Annotated in this window: 21 protein-coding genes and 1 pseudogene; 8 read left to right on the top strand and 14 right to left on the bottom strand. The window is 49.4% G+C overall.

Annotation, left to right across the window (positions count from 1 at the left end; translation table 11 throughout):
• Nucleotides 1-264 precede the first annotated feature (264 nt).
• Nucleotides 265-1,549, bottom strand: a pseudogene (gene ltrA / locus NQ534_RS11190) (group II intron reverse transcriptase/maturase).
• Between the two features lie 649 nt (nucleotides 1,550-2,198).
• Entirely contained in the window at nucleotides 2,199-2,900 is a 702-nt protein-coding gene (locus tag NQ534_RS11185; protein ID WP_006861927.1) for a 5'-methylthioadenosine/adenosylhomocysteine nucleosidase, read from the bottom strand.
• A 441-nt stretch (nucleotides 2,901-3,341) separates the two neighbouring features.
• Here NQ534_RS11185 and NQ534_RS11180 point away from each other — a divergent pair, with 441 nt between their 5' ends.
• From NQ534_RS11180 to NQ534_RS11150, 7 genes are all read left to right on the top strand, one after another.
• On the top strand, nucleotides 3,342-3,512 hold the full coding sequence (locus NQ534_RS11180) for a Flp1 family type IVb pilin (RefSeq protein WP_040783222.1): 171 nt from the start codon (nucleotides 3,342-3,344) through the stop codon (nucleotides 3,510-3,512).
• A 17-nt stretch (nucleotides 3,513-3,529) separates the two neighbouring features.
• Nucleotides 3,530-5,059, top strand: coding sequence for a DUF5702 domain-containing protein (locus NQ534_RS11175; protein ID WP_006861929.1), 1,530 nt, complete (start codon nucleotides 3,530-3,532; stop codon nucleotides 5,057-5,059).
• 265 nt (nucleotides 5,060-5,324) lie between these two features.
• Nucleotides 5,325-6,089, top strand: coding sequence for a hypothetical protein (locus tag NQ534_RS11170; RefSeq protein ID WP_050778310.1), 765 nt, complete (start codon nucleotides 5,325-5,327; stop codon nucleotides 6,087-6,089).
• Entirely contained in the window at nucleotides 6,074-6,607 is a 534-nt protein-coding gene (locus tag NQ534_RS11165; protein WP_050778311.1) for an A24 family peptidase, read from the top strand. The genes NQ534_RS11170 and NQ534_RS11165 overlap by 16 nt, the downstream gene beginning before the upstream one ends.
• 88 nt (nucleotides 6,608-6,695) lie before the next feature.
• A complete protein-coding gene (locus NQ534_RS11160; RefSeq protein ID WP_157200729.1) occupies nucleotides 6,696-7,157 on the top strand; it encodes a TadE/TadG family type IV pilus assembly protein in 462 nt (153 codons plus the stop codon).
• Nucleotides 7,154-9,016 (top strand): DUF6382 domain-containing protein, encoded by a 1,863-nt coding sequence (locus NQ534_RS11155; protein ID WP_006861933.1) that lies wholly within the window; start codon nucleotides 7,154-7,156, stop codon nucleotides 9,014-9,016. The genes NQ534_RS11160 and NQ534_RS11155 overlap by 4 nt, the downstream gene beginning before the upstream one ends.
• 144 nt (nucleotides 9,017-9,160) lie before the next feature.
• Nucleotides 9,161-10,027: an Rpn family recombination-promoting nuclease/putative transposase gene (locus tag NQ534_RS11150; RefSeq protein WP_050778312.1), complete on the top strand. Its 867-nt coding sequence runs from the start codon at nucleotides 9,161-9,163 to the stop codon at nucleotides 10,025-10,027.
• 110 nt (nucleotides 10,028-10,137) lie between these two features.
• On the opposite strand, the gene NQ534_RS11145 is transcribed toward NQ534_RS11150, so the two are convergent.
• From NQ534_RS11145 to NQ534_RS11115, 7 genes are all read right to left on the bottom strand, one after another.
• Entirely contained in the window at nucleotides 10,138-11,013 is an 876-nt protein-coding gene (locus tag NQ534_RS11145; protein ID WP_040783225.1) for a DMT family transporter, read from the bottom strand.
• A 35-nt stretch (nucleotides 11,014-11,048) separates the two neighbouring features.
• Nucleotides 11,049-12,251 carry a winged helix-turn-helix domain-containing protein gene (locus tag NQ534_RS11140; protein WP_040783311.1) on the bottom strand — a complete coding sequence of 401 codons (1,203 nt, stop codon included), beginning with the start codon at nucleotides 12,249-12,251 and terminating at the stop codon, nucleotides 11,049-11,051.
• A gap of 239 nt (nucleotides 12,252-12,490) precedes the next feature.
• Nucleotides 12,491-13,243 carry a D-lyxose/D-mannose family sugar isomerase gene (locus NQ534_RS11135; RefSeq protein ID WP_006861938.1) on the bottom strand — a complete coding sequence of 251 codons (753 nt, stop codon included), beginning with the start codon at nucleotides 13,241-13,243 and terminating at the stop codon, nucleotides 12,491-12,493.
• 51 nt (nucleotides 13,244-13,294) lie between these two features.
• Complete coding sequence (locus NQ534_RS11130; protein ID WP_242655348.1) at nucleotides 13,295-15,817, bottom strand: beta-mannosidase; 2,523 nt, start codon at nucleotides 15,815-15,817, stop codon at nucleotides 13,295-13,297.
• 159 nt (nucleotides 15,818-15,976) lie between these two features.
• A complete protein-coding gene (locus NQ534_RS11125; protein WP_006861940.1) occupies nucleotides 15,977-16,804 on the bottom strand; it encodes a carbohydrate ABC transporter permease in 828 nt (275 codons plus the stop codon).
• Nucleotides 16,804-17,706 carry a carbohydrate ABC transporter permease gene (locus NQ534_RS11120; protein ID WP_006861941.1) on the bottom strand — a complete coding sequence of 301 codons (903 nt, stop codon included), beginning with the start codon at nucleotides 17,704-17,706 and terminating at the stop codon, nucleotides 16,804-16,806. The genes NQ534_RS11125 and NQ534_RS11120 overlap by 1 nt, the downstream gene beginning before the upstream one ends.
• A 116-nt stretch (nucleotides 17,707-17,822) precedes the next feature.
• A complete protein-coding gene (locus NQ534_RS11115; protein WP_006861942.1) occupies nucleotides 17,823-19,136 on the bottom strand; it encodes an ABC transporter substrate-binding protein in 1,314 nt (437 codons plus the stop codon).
• 282 nt (nucleotides 19,137-19,418) lie between these two features.
• Here NQ534_RS11115 and NQ534_RS11110 point away from each other — a divergent pair, with 282 nt between their 5' ends.
• Entirely contained in the window at nucleotides 19,419-20,444 is a 1,026-nt protein-coding gene (locus tag NQ534_RS11110) for a LacI family DNA-binding transcriptional regulator (protein ID WP_040783227.1), read from the top strand.
• Nucleotides 20,445-20,554: 110 nt separating this feature from the next.
• Here NQ534_RS11110 and NQ534_RS11105 read toward each other — a convergent pair whose 3' ends face one another.
• From NQ534_RS11105 to NQ534_RS11085, 5 genes are read right to left on the bottom strand one after another with little or no spacing between them, the layout of a single operon-like run.
• Nucleotides 20,555-21,964 carry a type II secretion system F family protein gene (locus tag NQ534_RS11105; protein WP_050778313.1) on the bottom strand — a complete coding sequence of 470 codons (1,410 nt, stop codon included), beginning with the start codon at nucleotides 21,962-21,964 and terminating at the stop codon, nucleotides 20,555-20,557.
• A 23-nt stretch (nucleotides 21,965-21,987) separates the two neighbouring features.
• Nucleotides 21,988-22,725 (bottom strand): type II secretion system F family protein, encoded by a 738-nt coding sequence (locus NQ534_RS11100; RefSeq protein ID WP_006861946.1) that lies wholly within the window; start codon nucleotides 22,723-22,725, stop codon nucleotides 21,988-21,990.
• Nucleotides 22,726-23,955, bottom strand: coding sequence for a TadA family conjugal transfer-associated ATPase (locus NQ534_RS11095; protein WP_006861947.1), 1,230 nt, complete (start codon nucleotides 23,953-23,955; stop codon nucleotides 22,726-22,728).
• The gene (locus NQ534_RS11090) at nucleotides 23,924-24,973 is read right to left on the bottom strand and encodes a P-loop NTPase family protein (RefSeq protein WP_006861948.1); all 1,050 of its coding nucleotides are present in this window, start codon (nucleotides 24,971-24,973) and stop codon (nucleotides 23,924-23,926) included. Before NQ534_RS11090 ends, NQ534_RS11095 begins: the two co-directional genes overlap by 32 nt.
• Nucleotides 24,970-25,473 carry a prepilin peptidase gene (locus NQ534_RS11085; RefSeq protein WP_006861949.1) on the bottom strand — a complete coding sequence of 168 codons (504 nt, stop codon included), beginning with the start codon at nucleotides 25,471-25,473 and terminating at the stop codon, nucleotides 24,970-24,972. The genes NQ534_RS11090 and NQ534_RS11085 overlap by 4 nt, the downstream gene beginning before the upstream one ends.
• Nucleotides 25,474-25,508: the final 35 nt, after the last annotated feature.

Here is a 25,508-nt window from a genome sequence, read left to right as displayed (position 1 = left end):
TATTATTAATAATATAATATTTGAAAATTATTTTCAATAATAATTTCTATTTTGGCATGTACTTTCATCTTTTTCGTCGATTAGAATATGATTAATGAATTCTATTCTCATTTTTTTATTGATAGTGATGCAACATGATTTCAATTTTTATAATATCGTTTCATTTTCGCGCAAAAATCGAGTAGGAGGAATTTCTCTTAAATGAGAAATTCCGACCTCTCACACCACCGTGCGTACCGTTCGGTACACGGCGGTTCAATCAACTTAACAAGTGACACACCTCTCGGTGTAGTAATCCAGCATTGAGACTAATCCAAATGAGGTTAGTCTCTTTGTACTTATAGCTTTCTGTATCCAGCCATTGTGTGCGAGACGAGCGTATTTATCGCCACAATAAGCGATATTGTATGCCGCCCATCTTGGTACATCAAGTTTCATCAGATTCTTTGCTCTGTTCTGGGGAGTTTTCCAGTGTTTCCATATACACATGCGCAATCTAATATCTGATGTTTCCGTCCAGTTCTCTACAGAGCGTTTTCATGCTTCCTATCCTGAAGTAGTTTATCCATCCTCTGATGAGTTGGTTGAGTTTCTCCACCTTATAGCTGTTGCTAACGCCCCAGCTACGGCAGGTGAGTTCTTTCATCTTCTTCTTAAATTTCTCAGCTGATTTTGCATGTGGTTTAGCCTTGTATTGGTGTGCCATTGGGTCATAGTAGAATCCGAATCCAAGGTATTTTAACCCTTGTGGTCTGTCTGCTTTGCTCTTGGTCATGTTGACCTTGAGTCCCAGTTTCTCTTCGATGAAACGTGATATATTTCTCATCACCCGCTTTGCAGACATTTCGCTTCCTACCATGATAATGCAGTCATCCGCATATCTTACAAAGTTCAACCCTCGCTTTTCCATTTCCTTATCGAGTTCATTGAGCATGATGTTTGCTAACAGCGGAGAAAGATTTCCTCCTTGTGGTGTTCCCACAACTGATTCCCTGTACTCATCATCTATCATGATTCCGCTTACAAGATATTTCCTTACAATAGAGATAACATCTCCATCTTTGATTGTTCTGCCAATTAAAGTCATTAACTTGTCATGGTTTACTGTGTCAAAGAACTTTTCCAGGTCAATATCTACAATCCAGTCATTTCCGTCATTCATCATGTCGAGTGCCGCAAGGATTGCCTGCTGTGCACATCTGTTTGGTCTAAATCCATAACTGTGGTCATGAAACTGTTCTTCATAGATTGGTGTTAACACTTGTGCTATGGCTTGTTGTACAAATCTGTCTGTTACTGTTGGTACTCCCAGATTTCTGACACCGCCATCCGTCTTTGGTATCTCCACTCTTCGTACTGGCTGAGGCTTATATTTCCTTGTCCTCAGCTGTTCCTTGATGATTTCGCCGTTCTTTGCAAGGTGCTCCTTAAGTTCCGTGTACTTCATTCCGTCCACTCCCTCTGCACCTTTGTTTCGTACGACTTGCAGGTACGCTCTGTTGAGATTATCTCTGGATAATATCTGCTCCATTAGACTACTTGTGTCCATGCGTTCTTTCCTTTCCGTCTCGCTTGATTTGACCATCTTTTCCCCGATTGGTTACGGCGGATGTCTGTCTCTTCTGCAACACGAGACCTACTCAAACTGATTGATTGTTCGCCCCTTCGCTCCATCTCCATTACTGAGACTTCCTCACTACTATGGACTCTGCTGACTTCTCACAGTTCGTTGTTACTAGGCTGATGGAACCTCTGTGAGACCTCCACGCTTAAGGTGCACGCTCTTTCTCTCCATATATCCGCCGCATTTACTCTGCTACTACAAACGTGATAGTTATTAGACTTCGTTGCTTTCTGCCAGCTTATCTCTCGTAGCCTAGCCTTATATGCGATTTCTGTCCGTCGGACCAGAGATTTGCCTACAGCTTCCTTCAGATTCCACCTCGCGATGGACACCCTTGCTGTTCAGCTATACATTTCCCACTATCCGGGCATGTTCGGGACTTGCACCCGTTAGAGCGCGCCCATGACGCGCAAACAGAAAATGTGCAAATTGTATCAGCAATTTGCACATTTTTTATGTTTATCCTTTTATTTTTTTATCTACTTTCAATTTCCATATAAAGAATGCAACCAAGCCCACGGACATCCGTATCTGCCCGCATATATGCAGCCTAAACACAGCTTTCACACTAACACTAGTCCAGCTTCCGCACAAAGCCGCACACCAGACGCACGCTGTGCTCCACCGCCATTTTTTCAAAAACTTCGTAATCCATGCTGGCGCTGTCGTCCGCTTTATCAGAAATTGCCCGGATGATGACAAACGGAATGTTGTTTAAGTACGCAGTGTGTCCGATAGCCGCGCCCTCCATCTCTGCGCAGTAACCCCCGAAGGTATCCGCCAGCCGGTTTTTGGTTTCCCTGTCGCAGATAAACTGGTCGCCGCTCACAATTCTTCCCTCAAAGACCTGGATTTCCGGGTTTACTCTCTGGCAGACCTCCTTCGCCGCCGCACGCAGCTTTTCATCCGCTTTGAAGGAAAATACCTCCATCTGCGGTACCTGCCCTGCCGGATATCCAAAACCGCAGGCTTCCATATCATGATGGACCACATCCGTGGAAATCACAATGTCTCCGATATTGATATCCGATTTCAGCGAGCCTGCTATTCCCGTATTTATAATCACATCCACGTCAAATTCATCCGCCAGAATCTGCGCGCAGACTGCCGCGTTTACCTTTCCAATGCCGCTCTTTACCACAACTACCGCATGGTCCTCCAGGATTCCCTCCAGGAAATTCATCTTTGCGCGCGTCACCATGCGCTGCTGCCACATCGTTGCCTTCAGCTGTGCAACCTCTACTTCCATTGCTCCGATAATGCCTATTTTCTTCATAATATATTATCTGTATCCTTTCATATCGGTCTGCCTCCGCCGGATATCCGCGCACATGCAGCCGTTTTTTTCTTCTTTTAGTATAAATAAAATTTCCCGAAATAGCAACAAAAATGTTTTTTATTTTTCTTCATCGCAAACTATTGACATTTATTCTCAAATCATATATAATACAATCATTCTAATCATCTGAGTTCCGCCAGTTCGGCATCAAACCCTGTGTATATGGGAGAAAATTTATACAGCGCACGGTCTGCACATGACAGGTCCCTCTCGCGCTAAAAAGTCCCGCTTTGCGGGATCAGCGCCGCATAAGCGGCAAAATCAGCATATGCCCCGGTGTGGAGCTCATTTATTGTAGCTGTCCTGTTCTGCGGCAAATATCAGAATCAGATACGCGCAGACAGGCAGTTACCACTTATCAGAAAGGAGGTGTCCATTATGAAGCAGTTTTTCAGAAGACTTTATGAAGAGGAGGATGGTATCAGCACCGTCGAAATCATTCTTATCATTGTAGTTCTGATAGGTCTGGTCATCATCTTCAAAAGTCAGCTTACCAGTGTGGTAAACAACATTTTCAAGAAAATCGTCAGTCAGAGCAACAGCATTTAAACAGTAGGAGGTACGATATGAAACGGTATTACGGAGAAGGGGCAATTTCAGTTTTTCTCAGTCTCATATGTGTCCTGTTTTTTTCCCTTCTCTGTACTGCCGTGGAATCGGCAAGGATAGAAGGGTGCCGGGCAAAAGCTGCTTCCGCGCTGGATATGGGGATGTTTTCCGTCATGGGCGAATTTGAGCGCGCGCTGCTGGAGCGCTACGATGTATTTTTCCTGGACGGCGCCGCCGGAAGCGGTTCCTTCAGCCAGGAAAAACTCAGCCAGACTCTGCAGGAATATATGGAGTACAATGTTTCTCCCAATAAAGAACTTCTCATCCGTCAGTCCGACTTTTTCCGTCTGGATATGACGAGCGCGGAAATTACCGGAACCACGCATGCAACCGATGAAAAGGGCGCCGCTTTTTATCAGCAGGCAGTCGCTTTTATGCACGAAAATCTCGGTACGGAATTTATCAGCGCCTGGCTGGAACGGATGAAGGACGGAAACCGGCTTGAAAATGCCGGTGAGCTTTACACGAACAGCGATAAAACGGTCTCCCAGAGCTTACAGCAGATGGAAGAGGCCCAAAAGCAGCTTGAAGAACAAAAGAAAGCGGAGCTGCCGGAGGGGGAAATTCCGCCCGAAACAGAAGCGCTGCCTGCCATTCCGGAATCGCAGAACCCGCTTAGCGTCGTCCGCAGGCTGAAAAAGGAAGGCATCTTCGGTCTAGTGCTGAAGGATAAAAGCGTAATCTCACAGAAAAAGCTTTCCTCCTCTGTTCCTTCAAAGCGGACAAACCAGAGTGGAAATCTTCCAGTGGAAAAAAAGTACAGCGGTCTCACGGCTGACCTGCTTTTCCAGCAATATCTGTTTGAGCGCTTCTCCCTGTTTACGGACAGCGAAAAGAACGGTGTGCTGGACTATGAGCTGGAATACATTCTGTGCGGAAAAAGCAGCGATGAAAGCAATTTGAAAAGTGTTGTCACACGTCTGCTGCTTTTGAGAGAGGGCGCAAATTTTCTCTATCTCTCCAGTGATGCCGCAAATATGGAAGCCGCCAGTGCGCTTGCCGCGCTGCTCGTCGGCGCTGTGCCCATTCCCGGTCTGGTGACGGTAACAGCGTATGCTCTTCTGCTTGCATGGGCATACGCGGAAAGTCTGCTGGATGTCCGGGAGCTGCTTGCCGGCGGCAGGGTACCCGTGCTGAAGTCCGCCTCTACCTGGCGGCTTGCGCTGACCTCCATCCCCGGTCTCTGGCAGATCCTGGAACAGACAGACGGCTCCTGCAAAGAAGGTCTCAGCTACGATGCCTATCTGCAGATTTTATTTACGCTGGGCAGCTCCGGAAAGTATCCGATGCGCGCTCTCGACCTGATAGAGGGCTATATGAATTCCCGTCCGGCGACCGCCGCTTTCCGCGCGGACCATGCAATCTGTAAAATACAGGCAGAAGCTGACTTTACCATTCCGCCGCTGTTTCTGCGGGTGCCTGCCGCATTTTTAAAAGCAGGCACGACCACAACCGCTTACCACGCTTCGGGAAGCTTTGCATACTGACATAAGGAGGTGCCTAAAAATGCTCTTTCCGTTAAAGATATTATCTGCTATACAACAAATGCAAAAAAATTACAGAAAGGATATAGATTCTCTCCCGGCAGGAGAAATCCAGGATATATCTGCGCGCGAAAGGGCATTTTCCGGCGCCTCCCGGAAACACAGAATGCCCCTGGTTGTCTCTGGAAGCCGCAACATACCAGCTTCTGAGAGGCGCCAAAGCTGCAGAAGGTCACCCGGAAGCGGCCGGGAGACTGTTTCCGGAAGCATGACACTGGAAGCCGCCTGCGTGCTCCCGTGGTTTTTATTCGCCATGCTGGCAATCATGCAGTTTTTCAAAGTAATTACTGTTTCAAGCGCAGTCCTCGCCGGTATGCAGGATACAGCAAAGGATATGGCGGCTTACGCCTATATCCGCGAACTCGGCGTTTCCGCCGGAGAAGGCGTCGCCGCGGATTTGCTCACCGGCGGAATCTCCGCCGCATATGCCAAAAACAGCATTGAGCGCAAAGCCTCCTTCTCCGGGGACGACGGTACACTTCATCTGTGGAAATCTTCTTTTATGAAGGATGACATCATCGACCTTGCCGTCACCTACAGTGTTAAAAACACCTATACGCCGATGCCTGTTCCCGCTCTGAAGTCCGCGCTCCGCGCGCGTGTCCGTGCGTGGACCGGCCGGGACGGAAATGGAAGCTCCGATGCAGACAGCTCCGGCGAAGAGACCGAAGAAGAAACCGTAATTGTAACGGCAACCGGTAATGTATATCACAAGGATGAGAACTGCACACATATTAAGCTTTCGATAAAAAGTGTCAGCAGAGATGAGGTTCGCAGCCTGCGAAACAAATCGGGAGCCAGATATACTGCCTGCGAACGCTGCAGTGGAAGCGGCGCAAACGTATTTATCACCGACTACGGGACGAGCTATCATTCCTCTTTAAGCTGCAGCGGCTTAAAGCGAACGCTGATGCACGTTCCCCTGTCAGAACTGGAGGGATGGAGAGCATGCTCCAAATGCGGAGGGTCTTAGAAACCATTTTACTGCTATACCTGGCGGCTGCCGCCATCCGGGATATAAAAACCAGGACAGTCCCGCTGCGCCCGGCACTGTATGCCGCAGGCTCCGGCATACTTCTGCGTCTGGCGGCAGAATGCTTTGTCCATATCAGCAATGCAGCTATTTCGTCAGACATACTCCCATCCGGCTTTGCCGGCGGGTTATGCCACACGCTTTCCGGCGGGGCAGGTGCACTGACCTCTTTGCTTCTGTCCTGCCTTGCCGGAATGCTGCCCGGTGTCTTTCTGCTGGCTGCGGCATGGATCACACGGCAGGAAATCGGATACGGCGACGGCGTTGTTCTGCTTGTTATCGGACTGTACCTGGGATTTTCCGCCGGAACAGGAATTTTTCTGACCGCCCTGCTACTCCTCTCTCCGGTGTCCCTTTTTTATATCGCGGTCAGAAAAGCCGGTCGCAAAAAGAGGCTGCCGTTCGTTCCTTATCTGCTTGCCGGATATCTGCTGTGGCTCGCCGTCAGTATTTTCTGATTGCGCATTCCTCTACGTTCACCCGGTTCATTGCCCGCGGAAATCAAATTTATGCCGCCAACTGAAAGGCGGCGGAATGGAGATTTATATGACAACACAAAAAAATCATGTTCTTTCCGGAAGTTATACTATCGAAGCCTCTCTTTTGATGGGGATTCTCCTTCCGCTTCTGGTCGGAATTATTTATATGGGATTTTTTCTGCACGACCGCAGCTTTCTGCAGTGCGCCGCGCATGAAACAGCCGCCTGTGCAAGCCTGCACGCTGACGATAACAGCCTCGACGCCCAGACTGCCGCCCAGAAGCTGATTGCAGGCAGGACGCTTGGCACACATGACATTTCCGCCAGCGCCTCCGAGGGTACGCGCCAGATTGCGGTAACATACAAAGGTACTTTTTCCTTTCCCGGTCTGACGCTCCCCTTTTTCGGACAATCTGCATCCGTTATCCGGTCCGGTGTTACCCTCAGTCTGGAGCGCCCCTCCCGGCGCATACAGAAAATCCGCGGAGCCTCGAAAGTAATAAATGCCCTCAGGAGGAAGAGAGAATGACTATTTCATACAAACGCGATATGACGCACAATTACATGGTCCCGGATTTAACAGCCGCCGGATATGAGGACGATTACCGCATCCGTATGCTGACAGAAAATCATATCCGCGGCCTGCTGCCCTGCAGTCTGAAAAAAATTAACTGCCAGAGCCATTTTTTCTATGACATTACCTCGCGTCAGTCTATGGAACATATTTACGGCAGCCGCAGTCTGAACTCCGCCGATATCCGCGCGCTTCTGCGAGGCTTGTACCGCGCTCTGAAAGAAGTAAAGAAGTACCTTCTGGATGTCGACCGGATTGTTCTGAAGCCGGACATGATTTACATGGATATCGAGACCAGAGAACCGTATTTCTGCTATCTTCCGGGATACCAGGGCGATTTGCTGCAGTCCTTCCGCGAGCTGACAGCTTATCTGCTTGAGCACCTGGACCAGAATGACAGCTCTGCGGTCCTCTCCGGCTATGAAATTTACCGGAAGGCGCGCATCGAAAATTACAGTCTGGAAAAGCTGCTCCAGGAAGCAGGCAGACCGGAAGCTGCAGATACAGTACCACCGGAATATGATGGTTCCGCCCTGCCGCCGGATATTCCGGAATATGCCCCGGATACCTCAGAAAATACTCCGCGCAAAGGTTCTGCCGGATACTCCGTCCGCCAGAAATCTTATGAAGACGCTCCCCGTAAGGGCTCCGCCGGATATACTGTACGCCCGGAGCCCTATGAGGGTGCTCCGCGCAAAGGTTCTTCCCGGTATGCTGCCTCTGATGAAGAAGCCCTGCGCCCAACCGGCAGCCGAAAAAATACCGGTTCCGGATTTCCGGATGCAAAGAAGTCCGCCGCTGGTGCCGGCAGAAACAAGGTATCTGATAAAAAAGCGGAAAAGCCGAAAAAGACAAAGCATGAGAAAAAGTCTTCGGCGGAGAAACAAGCTGACGACGCAAATCCCTCCAGCCGCGTTTTTCTTATTGTCTGCTTTGGATTTGCCCTTTTTCTTGCGCTGGTCGCCATGTGGCTCTGGAAGCTGGACACCACGCAGATTGGCGGTATTATCTTTCTTCTGGCGGGACTGCTCGCTTACGGTCTTTCTCTGGAAGAAAAAAAGAAGAAAAAGAAAGAAAAGCAAAAAGACAAAGCCCTCGCAAAGGCAATGGAAGATTTCCAGGAAGAGCCCTATTATGAAGAGGTCCCTCACTTTGCAGAAAACAGGCATCCGAAAAATTCATATACAGGCTTTTCAGAGCGCCCTGCCTATGCCTCTGCCCGCTCCTCAGAGTATCCGACGTATGATTCCTCCGGGGTCTTGGAACGTCCTGCTTATGCTTCTGCCCGCTCCTCAGGGTATCCGATGTATGATTCCTCCGGGGTCTCTGAGCGCCCTGCTTATGCTTCTGCGCACTCCCCAGAGTATCCGGCATACGATTCCTCCGGGGTCTCTGAGCGTCCTGCTTATGCTTCTGCGCGCGCATACGGCGCCGCGGTTTCTTCGGCAGATAATGAGCGGAGACGCCGGCTTGGCGATACCGGCGTCCTCTGCGAAGAAAACGGCGACTACGAGCCGCATCTCGTTCTCGTCAGCGCAGACCCGCGCCGCAAGGACGGTATCGTCCTGGAAAATGACAGCTATATCGTCGGAAAGCTGCCCTCGCAGTCTGATATTGTACTGGAGCATTCTTCCGTAAGCCGTGTCCATGCCAGAATCCAGCGATACGGCAAAGACTATTACCTCTGCGATATGAATTCCACAAATGGCACCTTTTTAAACGGTCAGCGGCTTGCAATCAAAGAACCGGTTAAAATCCGCCCCGACGATGAAATTGCATTTGCGCGGGTAAGATACCGTGTTGGAATCTGCTGAATTATCGCACAACGTTCCAGATGCCGCAGCTTATCATAGCTATTGCCATGCAGTTACTGCCCGTTCGCAATGGTCTTTACAGAGCCATTTAAAACTCTGACCACCAATTATACCGTCTTGAAAAGAAAGAGGATTTATGATAGTATGACTATACAAAAAACGTTAAAGCTGGAAGATTTAAAGCACCGGCAAACTTTAAATCATCAGAAAGATTTAGAACGTCTCCGGAATTTTCGTCTGCTTGACGATGATTTTCTGACAAAGTGCTTTGAAGACAATCCGGCAGGCATCGAACTGGTACTTCAGATTATACTGGATATACCAGATTTATCCGTGCTCGATGTACATACGCAGGTTTTTGTGGAAAATCTTATGTACCGCTCCATAAGGCTGGATGTACTGGCAACGGACAGAAACAACCGGAAGTATAATGTTGAAATCCAGCGTAAAGACAAGGGTGCAGGCAGAAAAAGAGCACGCTATAACAGCAGTATGATGGATGCAAATCTTCTGAAAAAAGGCGATGATTTTGACAGTCTTCCGGAAACCTATGTGATTTTCATAACCGAAAATGACATTATGCGAAAAGAGAAGCCTCTGTACACCATTGAGCGCTATATTTTAAACACCGGAGAGTTGTTCGGGGACGGTTCGCATATTCTTTATGTAAATGGCGCTTACCGCGATGATTCGCCTGTCGGAAAACTGATGCACGATTTTGCCTGCACAGACCCATCCGATATGTATTATGACATACTGGCAGAAAGAGTAAGATTCTTTAAAGAAAGTAAGGAGGGAACCGCGATTATGTGCAAGGCTATGGAAGATATGAGAATGCAGTCCTGGGAGGAAGGAGTTCAGGCTGGCAGGCAGGCCGGTTTGCAGGAAGGTATGAAAAATATTGCACTTCGTATGCTGCAGGCAAGAAAGTATACTCCGGACGAAATTGCCGAGATTTCCGGTCTTTCTCCGGATGAAATACAGGCGCTGAAAACAACTCCGATTGCATGAAATAACACCGGCCGGGAATCCCGCATCAGATTCCCGGCTCTCTTTTTCCTCCTGGACACATCCATAAACAGCCATAGGATATCCTGGCACAGAAAAGCCCCATACTGGCATCAGGCGCCCATTTCCTGCTGCTTCCGGTTATACAGAAACATGAAGAAGGAAGCTGCTATAATCAGACCATAGCCGATAAAGCTATATGCATCCGGAATTTCCCGGAATATCGCAAAACCAAGGATGGTTGCAAAAATAATCTGGGAATAATCGTAAATTGATATTTTCCGTGCCGGTGCATAGGTGTAAGCCGCTGTGATGGAAAACTGCCCGCCTGCTGCAAATAATCCGGCAAGCAGGAGTATCCCTATCTGCCCCGCGCTCATGGGCACAAACACTGCCGCCATCCACGGTATGACGATCAGACAGGAAAACAGCGAAAAGTAAAATACAATTACCGGTCCCTTTACTCCCTGCGTGCCAAGCTTACGCACCATCGTGTATGCAATTCCGGCTCCAAGCCCGCCGCAGACGCCTATTAGCGCCGGAACAAAAGAGGCATTCTGGAATCCCGGTTTTACAACAAACAGGCACCCTGCAAATGCAAGCGCCACACACGCCGCCTGGATATGCGTAATCTTTTCTTTCAGCAGAAGAAACGAAAATAAAATCGCAAAAAACGGGGACAGCTTGTTCAAAATCGAAGCATCCGCCACCATCAGATGGTCCACTGCATAAAAATTGCAGAGAATTCCCATTGTGCCAAATATACACCGCATCGCCAGTGGAAGACGGCTTTCCCGCTCAATTCTCAGAGACGTATGGTTTTTCACAATTACAATTCCCGCAAATACTGCCGCTACCAGATTCCGGAAAAAACTCTTCTGTACAGACGGGAGTTCCCCGGACAGCCGCACGCATACATTCATACACGCAAAACAGAATGCCGACAGAATAATCATCAGCATTCCCCGCACATAATTTTCTTTATTCACTGTACATCCCTTACCCTTCTATCAATGATTCCCTCTCATTTATCCTGCCGGACGACCGTACTGCATTCATTAAATCTGGCAAAGCGCCTCATACACCTGTCAACGGCATCCGCCATCGCCCCGCTCTGCCTGATTCCATCCTCATACCAGATATTCTTTACAATCAGCGCATCCGCCTTTTTATCTGCCACAACCTCCGCCCGTCCGGCAAACCGTTCCCCATAAATCATGGGCAGCACATAATATCCATATTTCCGTTTTGCGGCAGGCGTATAAATTTCCCATGTATATTCAAAGCCGAACAGCGCCTTTATCAGCTTCCGGTCCCACATCATGCAATCCAGAGGCGCAAGCAGCTCACAGCGCGGTGTGCAGAACGCATTCTGCTGCACAGCATCCAGCAGCGCCCGGTCCACACTCCTGCCATACAGGATGTCCTTTATGCCTTCTACTCTTACCTCCAGGATTTCCTCTTCCTGCAGTAATTGACGGAATATTTCGCTGCGCTGCGCAGTTTTCAGATTCCAGATATTCAGCCAGGCGTCTGACGGACGGTTCCACAACAGTCCAACCGCTCCGATGCGGCGCAGCATGCGCCATTTCTGATGTGCAAATTCTTCCGGCAGAGGCTCCTCCGCTTCCAGAATATCAGTGGGAATATATTTCTCCGCCAAATCATATATTTTCCGCGAACCAATCTTATCATAAATAATCAAGTCCCCGGAGGAATATAATTGTTCCAGCACTGCCCTGGCGGCATTTGTCCGCCCGCCCCAGTTTCCGCTCCAGTGAATACTGGAATGCCAGACGATTGAGCCGGAAACCGGCAGTGAATCAGAGCTGACCGGACCGTTTTCCGCTATATAAGCCAGCGCCTGCTTCTCCAGCTCCGCAAGTCCTTCAAAACTGCGTCCGCATTCTCTTGCCGCCTGCCGGTACCTTGAAAAGTATGGAAAATCTTCCGTCAGAATAATGGAAAGATTTTTATCGGGATAATCCAGCAGCGCCCGGTCCTTATATAAAAGTTCATGAAGCATCTGCTTGCGGAATCCCTTTACTCTGGATTGCAGCGTAAGCTCTGCATTTTTCCCGCAGACATCCACTGGATCGAACTGGATACAGCCAGTCTGCCGGATAAATGCAAGCGCTCCCTCTTTTCCGGAAAATTTATAACTTCCCAGGAGTCCATGCTTCAGCAGCAGAAACTGCCGCGCCTGCCGGTTTGTTAATGTTATCACGCTTATCCTCCCTGTACATCCTGCCAGCTTAATCCGGGACATACCATCCCCTCCGCCCCGTGTTTCCGGCATATTTTTCCCAAACACAATTACCCACAACTACCGGTTCTGCCATGTCGTAAACCGACCAAAGCAGATATCCGGTAATCATGGGTAATGCAACGAAGATCCGAGCATTCCCTTCTCATTTTACGTCTTTATTTTAACAAAGAAGGGAACATAATACAAGGGTAAAACTGTCAAGCTCTTTCCGCCTGCTGCACGGCAGGATTATAATAATTTTTGTAATCAGCAAACATCAGATATTCCGGTTCCACATCCTCCGTCACCTCCGGAATCCGCCTGCCGCTCGTGTAAAAACGGTTATCGATATTGTCATCGTTGGTGGCAGATACTTCAAACAAAATCACATCGCCGGTTCCCGGAACGCCCTGCCACTGATGGTACTGTCCGGGCTCGATAGCTATGGACTGTCCGGGCTTTAAAACGATTTTCCCGCCTGCCGGAACCGTCATCTTTTTCCCGTCTATAACAGTATGTACATCGGTATCCGCAAATTTCCCCGGTTTACCCGCTCTTCCGCCCTCCACGTCAGCAAAATCATCTTCTGTACAATTATATACGGTAATCTCCAGATCCCCGCCTCCGCGGTTAATAATATCTTCCCGTTTATACCAGTGATAATGAAACGGCAGAATCTGCCCGTCTCTCACAAAAAGTATTTTTTCCGCATAATTTTTGGGATATTTTTCCGGAAAATTATAATTTCCATTCCGGAACGTAAATACAGAAAGACCAATTTTCTCGAAATCTCCATAGCCAAAATCCGTAATGTCCCATCCGAGCATATTATCGGCAATTTCCACCTCGCTCTCATCCACAGTCCGCCAGTATTCCGGCGTATAATAAGCGAAGGGCGGCAGCGGGAATTTATTTTCCCGCAGTGCCTTCATCACATAAAGAATTGCTGCATTTATTTCTGAGCGTTTCATGTCATCCCTCTTCTTCTCAATTATTCCTGTTCCGCCGCGCCGCGGATACCTTTACATGCTCTGCCAGTTTACCGCAGAAACGGTAAGCGCGTTCTCTCTGGCGTCCTTCACGGTAAATGTCTTTTCCTCCCCCGGAAGCAAATCAAAATAATTATCGGAGCATTTCCAGTTTCCATCGACATGTACCGCGTGTGCAAACGTATTGCAGGTAACTCTGATAATACGGTCATCGCCTTCCCGTCGGTCTTCCAGGCAGGTCACCTCCGCCTCCGGAACAGCCAGCTTTCTCATATCATCCATGCGAAGCCATGCATTTGCAATTTCCGGCGAATCAACGTAAAGAACCATTGTTCCTTTTGTAAAGTCCTTCTGCGGCAGCTTTTCGCGCAGAAGATAAGTTCTCTCTCCTGCTTCCACACGGAACGAAACATCCCGCAGCTCCTGTTCTTTTCCGTCAAAGGAAATCCATCCAAACCGTCCGGTCACTTCCATTGCTTCCGGCAGGTCATTTATACCCTGCAGAATCACATCCCCGTCTACCACACGCATTGCAAACTTCCGGTGTGCCAGGCTTCTCTTTACCGCGTAGAACGGAATTTTTCTTCTCAGATAGTAGTCAATAATCGTCCAGCCAACTTCACCCCATGCATCGTTATACATCCAGATGAGTCCGCCATAGCAATGCTCCTTAAATTTCATGGATTCCAGCGAATAGCCATACATAAGCCCATGAACCAGTCCGCCGTAAGTGATGTAATCATCCAGAGGCAGTTCATCCGCATGGTCCACATAGTTTTTCTCAATCGCAGTATGCACAGTGCCTTTTTCAAAAACATTGCTGTGCCACCACCAGAGCTTACTGCTGCGGTCCAGAGGCTGTCCGTCCATATATTCTTCAATAGTTTCCCGGCAGCATGGCCCAACGTAGCCGTATTCCGATACAAATTTCGCCCCGATTTTGTCGTAATCCTTTGCCTCGATGCGCTCTTCCATCTTCTGGCTCATAAAAGCACAATTCCAGTGATGGATATCACCCAGGGAATTGTCATTCGGACGTTCTCCGCCGTATGGCGAGCTGTTCCAGTAAGCAACCGACGGGCAGTTGGCATGGATGATTTCCTTTGCCAGTATATTCATGAGTGACATTCCGTAAGCATGCTCATAAGAAAACTCGATTCCCCACCTCGGATTATCCAGATGGTTAAACAGCCAGTGAACCTCATTGGATCCACAGAAAAGTGCAAGGCTGCAGTGGTTTCTCAGACGTTTTGTCTGATAATCAAATTCTCTGCGTATTTCCTCACGGAACTGCTGCCGGTGGTCCGGAAGCGTTGCGCACGCAAACATAAAATCATGCCACAGCATAATACCCCTTTCATCGCAGAGCTCGTAGAATAAATCTCTCTCATACAGACCGCCGCCCCAGATGCGCAGCATATTGAAGTTCGCTTCAATAGCCTCGTCAATCAGTGCGCGGTATTTTTCATCTGTCACACGCGCGTAAATAAAATCATTCGGTATCCAGTTTCCGCCCTTGCAGAATACCTTTTTCCCATTTACAAGAAATTCAAACTTCCGGTCTTCTCCGCTGATGACGGACGTATCTATACTGATTGTGCGGATACCATAACGCATTTTATGCCAGTGCTCTGTTGCACCATTGCAGGAAGCTTCCACTTCCACATCGTACAGCGGCTGGCTGCCATATCCGTTCGGCCACCAGAGCTGCGCATTTTCAATCACAGCTTCTTCCTCTATGTAATTATACCCGGAGGTCAGAAGTACATCGCTGCAGCTTCTTTCGTAAACCGTTTTACCATCATAGGAAATCCGGATTTTATAGGCGCCGGTTCTTGAGCTGATAAAGCCAAGATTTTCGATATTAAGCATTATTTTCAGCTTTGCTGTCTCCGCCGCCTCCACGGTCTGCACATACACCTCTCTGAGCGCGATCTGCCGGTGTCCTTCCAGTCTGGCGCCGCCGGTAATCCCGCAGCTCACAACCTTTGGTCCCCAGTCCCAGCCTACCGTATACTGCGGTCTTCTGACAAACGCACGTCTCTTATCGCTGCGGTATTTGCCTCCGTTGTCATATTCTGTGCACACAGCATAATTCAGCTCCGCAAGGTCTTTATCCGTCACTTCTTCCAATCCGGTCGTCACACGGACAAGAATGGTATTGGTTCCTTCCACCAGCAGACCTTTGATGTCATACACAAACGGATAATGTACGCTGACATGTGTCCCAATGTAATTTCCGTTTACAAAAATATCGGCTCTGGAATCCAGTCCTTCCAGGATAAGCTGGATAATGTCATCATCAAAGTCCACTTCTGCACTGTCAAATTCTTTTTTAAACCACCATGCTCTTTTTTCAATCCATTCGGATTCAAAGCAGTAATCGGCTTTCAACGGTTCCCTGATTACCCCGTTCTCCAGCAGCGGCATTCTGACATCCGCCGGAAGGCTGCAGTCATACCAGTCCTCTTTCTGTGCAAGCACCGAAGCCCACTGATTTTTGTCCACATCCAGGCGGCTTTCATGAAGCTGCCATCCACTATTTAAGTTTACCATCGTTTCCTCCATTCTCCGGCACCGCACAACGCCGGCAGATAATTATGTCCCATATTTTCTGCGTAATGCCAGCAGATATTTTTGTTCCCATCTTTAGTGCAATGCCGGCAGATACTTATGTCCCGAATTTTTGTGCAACGCCGGCAGTCATTTTCTTCTTTAGCCCTTTACCGCACCGGCTACCATACCTTCAATAATACGTTTGCTGAAGATAAAGTACAAAATCATAACCGGAAGCATCGTCACCATAATTCCCGCCATCATTCTCGGATAATCGACGGTGTAGGCTCCCTTAAACATCGTCAGACCTACCGGCACCGTGCGGAGGCTGTCGTCATTTACAAGTATCAGTGCAAAAGTAAACTCATTCCACACCGCGAAAAACTGGATGATTGCAACCGTTGCCAGTATCGGGGAGGCAAGTGGAAATACAATCTGGAACAGCGTTCTGGTAAAGCTGCATCCGTCAATGGCTGCCGCCTCCTCCAGCTCACCCGGAATAGAAGAAATATAGCTTTCAATCAGCATAATCGAAATCGGCAGTCCGAATCCGATATACGGAATCAGCAGAGTATACCAGTGGTTGGTCAGTCCCACTCCGTTTAACTGGATATACATCGGTACCAGCAGCGCGTGTATGGGAATCAGCATACCCATGATAAAATAGTTATAAATCGCTCCTCTGCCGCGGAACTTGTACCGTGACAGCACATAGCCTGCAAGAAATGCAATAATAATGATAACAGCCACTGCCAGCAGGGTATTTCTTGCACTGTTCAGCATATACTTCAGCATGGATGTGGAAGTAAATACGCTGATATAGTTTGTAAGATTGAGCGCTTCCGGCAGTGCAACAGAGCTCTGCATAAACTCCGCCTGGGTTTTAAAAGAAGAATAGAAAATCCAGATAATCGGAAACACACAGGTAAACGAAAAAATAATAAAAATCAGATTGCAGAGCACTCGCCCTATTTTTTTCCCTATCATCAGAAATCCTTCTCCTTTCTCCACGGACGGTTAATCAGAAGGCGGCTGCCGCCTGTAATCGCAAGGCTCAGAATCAGAATAGCGATTGACATTGCGCTGGCATAACCAAACTGATTCTTCACAAAGGTGGTCTTATACACCTGCAGTGCCATTACCATAGAGCTTGTTCCCGGTCCGCCGTTTGTCATTACATAAATATGGTCGAAAATCTTCATGTTTCCGGCAATACACAGCATGACCGCCACGCCAATGGAATTTTTGATAATCGGCAGCGTGATTTTCAGTGCTCTCTGCACGCCGCCCGCGCCGTCAAGCTCCGCCATTTCATAGATGGATGGGTCAATCGAGCTCATTGCCGCCATGATGATAACCATGTAGTATCCGATATACTGCCAGATCAGCGGGATACATACTACACCGATGATGGTGTCCGGATTGTTAAGCCACGCCTGCGCCCAGTTATCCATTCCCAAAGCGCGAAGTATGACATTGATAAGACCGTAATCATAGTTAAAAATAAAGGACCATGTAAAGCCTACCACTACCGCGGACAGCGTCGACGGGAAATAGGCTACTACCCTGTGCAACTTTTTCAGCTTAATAAAGCGGGAGGAGAGCATCGCGGAGAAAATAAAGGCGATGCCAATCTGCCCAATTACACAGATTACCGTAATCTTTATGTTGTTCAGAAATGCCGCCCAGAAGTTTTTGTCCTTCAGGAGCATCTGATAATTTTTCAGCCCGATATATTTCATATTCGGTCCGCCGGACCAGTTAAAAAAGCTGTAGCGGACTGCGTCAATAATCGGAACAACCACCACATAGGTATATATGGCGAGTGCCGGAAGCAGACACAAAAAGATTGCCAGTCTGGTTCCGCGTTTATCTGCGATTTTTTTCACATCTACACCTCCATACAGGGAATGGCAGGCTGCCTGCCATTCCTTCTGTTCATTCCGTCCCCGATATGGCGGATTGCTCCGGATATCTGAAACTGTCAAAGCACTGTTTTTATCCCTTACTGCGCCATTTCGTACTCAAACTGAATGTTCTCCGCAAGCTCCTCCGGTGTCATTTCTCCAATCAGGAGAGACTGCAGACCGGTATTCATGGTTTCAATTAATGCCGCATCCATCATCGCATCATAAATCGGAACCACAGTCGTTGTTTTCATCAGCTCGTTGTAGTCGTTAAAGAGCGCCGGTACACCGGAAGCATCATAGGTCGGATTCGCCCATGCGGTAATAATACCTGCTGAAGCGGAAACATCTGCCTGATGCTCGTCACTGACATATTTTAAGAGGTCCATAATAAGCTCTGTCTTTGTTTCATCCATTTCGTTGCTGCTCACAGAGAAGAACCATGCCGGTCCGCCGGATACTGTGTTAGCGTCTCCCTTGCCGCCTTCTACAGAAGGAAGAAGCGCAAGCTTTGTCGCTGCCTTTACATCGTCCGGAGCCGAAGAATCCACCGTTGCAAAGAACCAGGTACCTGTAACAATCGTTGCCGCTTTCTTATTAAAGTACACGGTATCTTCCTCTACATCGTCCAGAGAATTGATATCTTCATTAAATGCGCCCGCCTGCGCCAGCTCCTGGAAACAGGTAAGCGCAGCTACAAATTCCTCATCCGTGAAAGCGGCGCCCTCTCCGTTTATAATCGAATTCGTCCATTCCGTTCCGGTAAAACGGTCGCCCAGCGTGCTCAGCCAGTTGGACTCTGCCGGCCAGTTTGCCTTATTTCCCATGACAAACGGGGTAATACCGGCTTCCTTAAACTTCTCTACCGCGTCCAGAAGCTCTGTCCAGGTAGACGGGAATTCTTCATAACCGATCTCTGCCCATAAATCAGAATTGTAGAAAACCAGTCCGGTTGCAAGGCTTTCACGCGGTACGCCGTAAATCTTTCCATCATAAGTTGCCGCATCAAATCCGCCTTCGATGTATCCGTCCTTCCACTCCGGGTCTGCATCCAGAACATCTGTAATGTCTTTTACCCAGCCATTCTCTGCAAAATTTTTTGTCCAGGAACCCTTCAGCATAAACATATCCGGCATATCGCCCGCCGCGCCAAGAGACGTAATCTTTGTCTGATAATCCGTCTGGTTCATACTCTCCAGACTGATCTCCACATCCGGATGTGCCTCTGCCCACTCATCAAGTGCTGCATAAAAGCCCGTATCAAGACCTCCAATGCCAACATTTGCTCTTTCCAGATCGCACAGGATGGAAATCATTACCTTTCCGGAATCCTCCGCCTGCACTGCTGCCGGGAATATGGATACACCTGTCAACGCTGCCGCCAGTACCATTGAAACCATTTTCTTGTTCATCTTTCGTCCTCCTTTTTGATAAAACGTTTTATCATGTTTGATACCTAGATTATATTCTCATCATTGTTTATTGTCAACAACTTTTTTTGATATTTTCACCATTTTATAAGCTTTTTGTTAATACTTCACAAAATCCGGCATCCATTTTTGTGTCATATTACCCATTATCGGATTTAACGTTTTATCTTGATATTTTATTGCACGGATGATAAAATATCTTATAGGATGGGATATTTTACTTTCCGGCATCCTATAAAAACTTATCCGTGGGAGGTTTTCGCCATGTCCGCAACCTTAAAAGATATTGCCAGAGAGACGAATCTCTCTGTCACCACAGTTTCGCTTGTACTAAATAAAAAGCCATGCCGCGTATCCGACGCCACCCGTGAGCTGATCCTGAAAACGGCTGAGGAGATGAATTACTACCCAAATCAGCTTGCTGTCGGGCTTGTAAAACAGCAGAGCAACACCATCGGGCTTATCATCCCGGATATCAGCAACCATTTTTATTCCAATCTGGCGCTCGGTATCGACGCAGAAATGAACAACCATAATAAGAATATTATTCTTCTGAACACCGACTTTGACGCTGAGAAGCTGGTGCGCGGCATCAATGTTTTAAAATCCAGAGGTGTCGACGCCATTATTCTTACCGCCGCCTCTCTGAGTCCGAAAAATCTGTCCCTTTACTCTGATTTGCTCAGCAATGTCAGGGTACCGGTTGTGACCGTTGACCATTATTATCCGGAGCTGCACTGCAGCGCCGTACAGCTCAACAACCGGAAGGGAGCTTATATCGCCGTAAAGCACTTAATTAATTACGGGCATACCGACATCGCCTGCATCACGGGACCAAGGCACTCTACGGTAACGCTGGAACGTCTGGAAGGCTACCGGCTTGCCATGAAGGAGGCCGGACTCTCTCTTCCCGAAAAATATATGTTCTGCGGCAATTACCGTCAGGAGGGCGGCGCCAGAGCCGCGGAAGAAATCCTCCGCTCTACAAAAGCAACCGCCATTTTTGCATTTAACGACGTCATGGCTCTGGGCGCCTGCCAGACGTTAAAGGAACATGCCGTCTCCATCCCCGATGATATGTCCATCGTCGGCTTCGATAATATCGACTTTTCCGGTATGCTTGCGGTGCCCCTGACTACGGTAAACCAGCCCGCTTACGAAATCGGGCAGGAGGCTGCCCGGCAGGCGCTTCTGGAAATTGAGCATCCGGATATCGAAAAGCGCACCATCACCTTTGAGCCTCATCTGATTGTCCGCAGCAGTACAAAGCCGAGGGCTTCCAAAAGCTGACGCGCGCCATCATTTTCTTCTGGAAATCCAGCCAGGGCGCGGCGGGTTTAAAGTAACCGCCCGGACAGGTTTTGTGCCCGCTGCAAAAACCATAAAAAACAATGTAACGGTTAAAATGACATCACCGCCGGCGCCATCAGTATTACCAGCACTACAAGCAGCATCAGCATCATCGGCAGTACCAGCTTTGTACCTGCTTCCTCGCCAAGCTTACGCGCCATCTGGCTGCGTTCTTCCATTGAAAACGCCGCTTCCTCCTGCAGAAGTTTCGCAAGCCCCTGGGAGCCCTTCTGCAGGTTGGCGGAAAGCATCGTGCCCAGCTTGTTATAGCTGCCGACACCGCAGCGTCTGCCGAAATTTTCATAAGAACGCGCCTCCGGTACGCCGCTCTGCATTTCATAGTAAGACGTAAGCATTTCTTCATAGGCAAAGCGCACCTCCGGCGTTTCCCGGTCACGGTATTCGAGCGCTATTTTAAAAAAGGCGTTCTGCATGGTCAGTCCGGCATTCAGAAGCATGCTCAGCTTAAAAAGCAGATCCGGGTAATCCATCAGCATCTGACGACGGCGGTGCTCCTGCGCCTGCTGCCGTTCCTGGTTCCGGGCGATCCATACGCAGACCGCCGCCAGAACCGTAATTCCCAGACAGGTGGCGGCGATATCCGTCCCCTTCTCTTCCCAGATAACCTTTTCTCCGTCCAGCTCTGACGGCAGGCGCAGTGTCGCTTCCTCCGCGCTCTGCTCATCCGCCTTTTTCACCTCGCTCTGGAGAGTATGACGCAGCTTTTCTTCCTCACTGTACAGCGGAGGATAAAGCTGCAGGGCACATTCGTAGACCGCCGCTCTGCCGTCGCAGTCAAGAAGCGCCTTCAGTTGCAGAAGCGCTCCCTCTTCCGGCAGTTCTTCTGTTATATTGCCGTCGGCATCCAGTAAATCCAGCGGCTCCTGCAGCCACTGGACACTTACCTGCCCGTCCGCTGCCGAGGCAGGCAGAACCACGCGCCCGCGCACCTCATCAGCCGATGTATTATCCCCCAGGATAACCTGGTCAATCTCCTGGATTGCCTGCTCCAGAAGCTCCTGCTTTTCTTCCTCCGTATAGCGGCGTTTGCTTACCACGACCTCCAGCTGCTCTGTCTGGGCATCTTCCCCAATCTGCGCCTGCAGCTCCCAGACTTTGGCATCCTGCCCGTCTGTCGGTCTTGTCAGCTCATAGCCATCCTGCAGAGCTGACTGCCCTGCCAGCGCCGCCTGAAGAAGAATGCCGGTTCCGCTTCCCAGAAAAAACACCAGGAGCACGCGCGCAAGCCGCTCCGTCTCAAAGGCAGATGCGCGTGCTCCGGACGCCTCACACCCTTTTCCCCGTCCGCCCCGTCTCCCCGCCAGCTTCAACAGGTAGTATGCCGCTTTATAGAAAGCGCTCTGTCCCTTTGCCGGCGTAATCTCCTCCGGCAGGCTGATGCCTGCGGAAAGGCACAGAAGCGCTGTCATCCCGATTAATATTATAAAACACAGTATCATAGCACCCTTCCTTTCCTTAGTTCTTATACCTCTATGCTCACAATTTTCCTGCCCCAGAGCCATGCCAGGAAATAAACCAGCAGGCAGATGCTCATGATAAGAATCCCCGCCGGATTGTGATACATGACGTCCAGAAAGCCCGGAGAAACCATCTGCACATAGACCAGGATCATACAGGGTACGATGCTCATGATATTCTGCTCCAGCCGCTTTGCCGAAAGGCAGGTATTGATTTCGCGCCGCGTTTCCTCCTTCTGGGAAATACACTGGACGGTGTTGCGGATAATGGCAATCAGATTGCCGCCGGTTCTTTTTGCCGCTGAAAAAATATCCGCAAAATTCCGGATATCCTCTATGCCGCTGCGCACCGCCAGACCGGTCAGCAGCTGCTCCAGACTGCGGTTCATGCCAAGCTGGACAACAATATAGCGGAATTCCCGCACAATCATGGCATCCTCTTCATATAGCTGTCTGAGCTCTCGAAGCGCTTCCCCGAAAGCATTTTCCACGGAGCATCCCGCCGAGAGCGCCACGGAGACCGACTGCATCCCTGCCAGAAACTGTGCGGAAAGCTCTCTCTGCCGCTTTTTCATGCAGCTTTCCCGGCGGATTTTCAAAAACATCTTAAACAGCGGCAGACAGAGGATAAATGCAATCAGCGAACGGTAAAACAGATAACTGAATGCCGCCGCAAGCAGCAGAAACAGCCCCAGATTCCCGGCAAGCTCTTTTCGTGAAAATTTATATTTCCGGTAATCCATTCAGCCAAGTCCCGCCCTTTCCAGCTTTTTTCTCTGCTGAAGCTCGCCCTTTTTTACAAGGCTTCCCTCCAGCTTGTCGCCCGCTTTTCTGCCCTCCTCAAACTCAAACAGCGTATGCGTCAGGATTTCCTCCGTCTCGTAGCGGTATCCCGTAATTTCGATAATTTCCAGCACCTTTCTGCTTTTGTCCCGCATCCGCCCCAGGTGCACCATAATGTCCAGCCCGGAAGCAATCTGCCGCCGGACGGCGGAGACGGGCAGTTCGATACCCATCAGCACCATCGTCTCCAGGCGCGCAAGCATATCGCGCGGACTGTTTCCGTGACCGGTGGAGAGACTGCCGTCATGACCATTGTTCATTGCCTGTATCATATCAATGGTTTCCTCGCCGCGCACCTCTCCGACAATCACACGGTCCGGCCGCATTCTGAGACTTGCACGGATAAGGTCGCGGATGGTAATCGCGTGCTCTCCCTGGGTATTTTCTTTGCGCGCCTCCAGCCGTACAAGATTGGAAACGCCCTGTATCTGCAGCTCCGCATTGTCCTCTATGGTGATAATGCGCTCATCCTTCGGAATGAAATCAGACAGTGCGTTTAAAAATGTCGTCTTCCCGGAGCCGGTTCCGCCGCTTATAAAAATATTGTAGCCTGCTATCACCAGCCTGCGCAAAAAGCAGACGGCTTCCTCTGTGACAGCTCCCCACGCAATAAGCTGCTGCATGGTAATCGGGTGCTTTGGGAACTGGCGTATGGTGATAATCGGACCATTCAGCGCCACCGGCGGGAGCACCATGTTTACCCGCGCGCCATTTTCCAGCCTGGCATCCACGATCGGCACCGTCGCATTTACGATCCGGTTGCTCCTGCCCGCAATCATCTGCACGAGGTCCTCCACCTTTTCCTGCGAAGAAAAGGTTTTATCCCACCGTTCCACCCTGCCAGACTGCTCGATAAAAATGCCGTCGAGCCCGTTCACCATGACCTCCGTTACCCGGTCGTTATCTACAAGCTCCTGCAGAATATCCAGCTTGCGCACAGAATTAAACAGCTCTCTGCGGAGAGCATCTCTTCTGCGCAGACTTCTGTACGGACTGTCGCTCTTTTTCAGCAGCAGCCTGTCAATCTGCTCATAAATCTCCTCATCGGTGATGTCTCGCCCGGTATCCAGAAGCTCCATCAGTCTGCCGTGCAGCTCCTTAAATTCCTCCTGCTCCCGTTCCATATCCATCCTCCCATCCGGACTGCTCCTGCTTCAGCAGCGTCCGCACAAATTCTCCCATTGGTCCGTCCACAAGCTGCTCCAGAAAATATTCCCCCTGCATCATCGGCGTACAGAACGGCAGCACCATTTTATGTGACTTTTCCAGAATTTCCCCGTAATCCATTTCCCTGAGCAGATTCTCGTACTGATCTGTCTTCGCCCTGGATACGATGTCATCACACACCGGCATATAGATTACACTGCACTGTGAGAGCAGTGAAAAAACTTCGCCGACAGGCTGACCGATATCAAGAATGATCGTTTCATAGCTGCTGAAGGAAACCAGCTCGTTTAGAAGCTGTATCCATTCCGCCAGATTGATTTCCCGCAAATCCTGTGAGCATGGCGCCGGAGGCAGATAATCCATGCCGCCCAGCTTCTGCATGGCAGAATTCAGCTTCAGCACCACATTTCCACGATTCTGGCGCAGGAAATACATGACGTCGGAAATATCCGAAACCGTCTGCCGCTCCAGCAGCGTTGCAAAGCCGGAATAATCCTCCAGATTAAGGTAGAGCACCGGCTGGCGCTGCGCCAGTATCTGACCGAGCGTCAGTGCAAAGCAGGTTTTTCCGCAGCGGCTGACCGGAGAATACACCCCGCATATCTGCACCCGCCGCTTCAGCGCAATTTCCGGCTGCGGCATAATTTCCTGGCGCGCATAACAGCTCATCACCTCTGCAACCAGACTTTCCGAGGACTGATACTTATAGACCGCCGGGCAGTCTCCATATTCTCTCAGCGCTTCTCCCTCAGAGAGCACCATAATTCTGCGGATATTCATCTGCCGGATATCCGCGCACATCATTTTTTCTGAAACGAGCAGCAAATCCAGCGTGCTCTGCTGCGTATATGCCCGCAGGCTCTCCACGCTGCCGAACACCATTGTTTCAAAGGGCACGCTCTGCCGCTCCGACAGGTATTCCATCAGATTGTAAGCATATGTTTCTTCCATATCTAAAATTGCAAACTTCTGTTTTTTCACAAAAAACCTCCTATAAGCGGCAGACTTCCAAGGAGCACCGGAATGGAAAAATAAAGATATGCCGGATTCTCCCGTTCCCGGATATAGGGAGTCCATTTCCCGGTCTGCCGGTAATTTATGATATATTGGACAAAGTAGTGCAGACGCCGCATGAGAACGCGGTGCTTGACAAGTACCGCCAGAGATAGAGCCCCGGCAGCCAGAAAAGATAAACAGATACATTTCAGACTTCCTGCCGCGCCGAAAAATCCGCCCGACATCATAAGAAGTTTTATATCCCCCGCCCCAAGCATCCGGAAATAGTGCAGGATGCCAAGAACCAGCAGCGGAAGCAGCGCTCCCTCTGCAAATGCAAGCAGCCCCGGCGGACCCTTGGCGCTCCACTGATACGCCGCGCCTGTAATCATCCCGGCGGTAATCAGGGTATTGGGTATTTTTCTCTGATATACATCGCAGAGAACCGCAGCCGCCTGAAACGGTAATAAATATATCGCCTCCATATCTCTCCTCCTTTCTTATGAATCTGATTATATAT

The organism is Marvinbryantia formatexigens DSM 14469 (genome assembly GCF_025148285.1).
GTDB lineage: Bacteria > Bacillota > Clostridia > Lachnospirales > Lachnospiraceae > Marvinbryantia > Marvinbryantia formatexigens.
The sequence above is the reverse complement of the archived record's forward strand: the minus strand, read 5'-3'. Positions and strand labels throughout refer to the sequence as shown.